Origin of the sequence: Ligilactobacillus acidipiscis DSM 15836, from assembly GCF_001435755.1 — a bacterium.
GTDB lineage: Bacteria > Bacillota > Bacilli > Lactobacillales > Lactobacillaceae > Ligilactobacillus > Ligilactobacillus acidipiscis.
This window is the reverse complement of sequence record NZ_AZFI01000209.1, coordinates 1-3012: the sequence shown is the minus strand read 5'-3', so window position 1 is coordinate 3012 and position 3012 is coordinate 1. Positions and strand designations below refer to the sequence as shown.

Annotated in this window: 1 protein-coding gene; it reads left to right on the top strand. The window is 37.5% G+C overall.

The window, feature by feature from the left end; genetic code table 11:
• A partial coding sequence (locus FC65_RS09870) for a peptidoglycan amidohydrolase family protein (RefSeq protein WP_275453100.1) occupies positions 1-2815 on the top strand: 2815 nt, incomplete at its 5' end.
• Positions 2816-3012: the final 197 nt, after the last annotated feature.

Below are 3012 nucleotides of genomic sequence, written 5' to 3'. Positions count from 1 at the left end.
TTTCATTTACACAAGATTCTTGACGCTACCAACTTGGGTGGTTGCTCCGCTAGTTTTGCTTGGAATGGTAGCTGGGATACATAGTAACGATAGTTCTGTTAAAGCTGATCAAATCTCACAGACTTCTCAAAAAACAGTTCAACTTGAGCAAAAACAAGATACCAAAAAAGCAAATCAAGTTGCTGACACTAAAGACAACACATCTGAGAAAGCTCCGTTAGTTGAAACTACGCAAAGTAAGGCAGAACAAACAAAGAGTGAATCAGATGCTAAGCAATCAGCAAATAACGTGACTGATCCTGTTGAACAGAAAAAAGACTCAGAAAAGATAGAGTCTTCAGAAAACGCAATTAGTAATAGCGCTTCGCCAGAAAAAAGCAATGATGTAAATGAAGGTGATACTGACAATGCTCAGCAGAGCAATGTTAATGATCTTCAGAATAAGGAAGAATCTTCTGTTCAGAGCATTGAACATCAAACCTTACAAAATAATGATGTCACAAAAAAGAATGATCAAGAACAAAACAATGATCCTTCGCGTTTAATGAAGAAAAGTGTAAGTCAAAGTGCCCCTAAGGAAGTAAAACGCAATGGTTACTGGTATTTGATTGACCAGAATGGTAATAATTTAACTGGTTTTAACCAGATCCCTGAAGGTGATAAACAAAAGACAGTTTATTATGATAATTCCGGTAAGATGCTGTATGGTCAGCAATTTATTCAAAACTATTGGTACCATTTTGATGAGATTCACGGCACAATGAGCACTGGTTTGACTTATTTGAAAGATGATAAAAAGACTGTCTTTTACGATGAACAAGGACGAATGCGTTATGGACTTCAAAATGTAAATGGGGGAAAATACTTATTCGACACACCAACTGGGGCTATGCACAGAGGATCAGCCCAATATCAAGGAAACACGTACTTTTTTAATAACAATGGTCAAATGTTCACGGGCGAAAGAAAAATGGACGGTCACTGGTATTATTTTGATAAGAATACAGGTAAGAAAGCAACTGGCTTTGCGGAGGTTCCAGCTGGCAATAATGTAAAAAAAGTGTATTACAATCCGCAAGGGCAAATGCAGTATGGACAACAAAAAGTTAATGGTTATTGGTATCATTTCAACGAAACAACCGGGGAAATGAGTCGGGGCCTGACTTATTTAAAGGAAGATAGAAAGACGGTCTTTTATAATAATGATGGACATATGCAGTATGGGCTTCAAAATCTTGCCAACCATAAATATCTATTCGATGATATGACTGGTGCCATGCAAAAAGGATTGCTTCATTATCGCAATAAGCTATACTTCTTCCAAAATGATGGCAAGATGTTTACAGGACAAAAGAAGATCAATGGCGGCTGGTACTATTTTGATCAGCAAACAGGTCAAGCAGCAAGAGGACTTACAAATGTCCCAGAAGGAGCAGCTGTCAAGACAGTCTATTATGACCCAAATGGTAGAATGCAGTATGGTCAACGGAATATCGGTGGACACTGGTATCACTTCGATGAAATCACCGGTGAAATGAGTACAGGATTTGTGAGATTAAAAGATTTAAAGAAAACTGTGTATTATGATGCTAATGGTCAGATGTTATATGGACAGCAAAGCATAAACGGACACAAATATATGTTTAGTACGCCAGAAGGGGCGATGCAAACAGGATTCTTCTTTGATCAAAATCTTGGTGTCTTAAAGTACTATAATAACAATGGGCAAATGAGCATTAGTAATGTTCAGGCAGATAATGGTACACGATATGAGGTTGACAAGCAGACAGGCGCTATTTTAGGAGTTGGAGAAGTTAACTTTAATAAAAAGACTTATCTCTTTAAAAATGGTGGAAATGGGCAAGTAATAACTGGCTTCGTAACTCGTGGTAATAATACAGTCTATTATTTAGCTACGTCTGGTACTAAAGTTTACGGTCAAGAAAAAATCAATGATGCTTGGTATCTTTTTGATTTAGGAAATGGTGCCATGAAACGCGGCTTCCAAAATGTGCCAGGGCAAAATAAAATTGCCTATTATGATGTACAAGGCAAAATGGTACATGGTGAGATGCATTATCAAGGTCATTGGTATTATTTTGATGATAAGACTGGTGCGATGGCTAAAGGACTTACAAGACTCAATAATAAAACGACTTTCTATGATAATAATGGTTGGATGATTTATGGTGAGCATAAAGTAAATGGTAGTTGGCATCATTTTGATGAAACTACTGGCGCTATGAGTGTTGGTTTTACTTATCTGAAAAATGGTAATAAGACGGTGTACTATAATTCAAATGGCTCTATGCTTTATGGTTGGCAAGTTATCGGTGAACACCAATATTATCTAAACCCTGTTACTGGAGCTCGTTCAACTGGTACGGTAAATATTAGTGGCGTTAATTACCGGTTTGGTTCTAATGGTGTATTCCAAGGATTTACTCAGAGAGTACTGAATTGGTTTAATAATCATCGAGGAAAGTTAACTTATTCAATGTTTGGTTCGAGAAATGGTTCTGATGGAACTGCTGACTGTTCTGGTGCAATGACCCAAGCTCTCTGGAGTGCAGGTGCCGGTAAACCAGCTGCTTCTGCAAGTCGTTGGGGCGGTTATAATACTGAGTCAATCCATGGATACTTGAATAATAATGGCTATCATTTAGTTCATTTAGTTGCTCAAGGTACAGCAAAATATACTCCAAGGTATGGTGATATCGTTATTTGGGGTAAATTAGGTGCTAGTGCTGGTGCAGGTGGTCATATTCAAAAATTATTTCTACTGGTGGTTCAGATCCTCATGGGGTATCGGTAAACGCACATGAACAGGATAGAAATGGCAGGAATGCTAAAAATCAGGCAGTCCAAGACTATCCGTATAGTTGGCATTGGAATTATGACAATCGACCATATTCATATATCTATCGACCAAATAACATTCATCGTGGTTAAATGTTAAAGTCTGGATTTTAAGAAATTCCAATAATCCTGAATTATTCATACTTTTCGTTG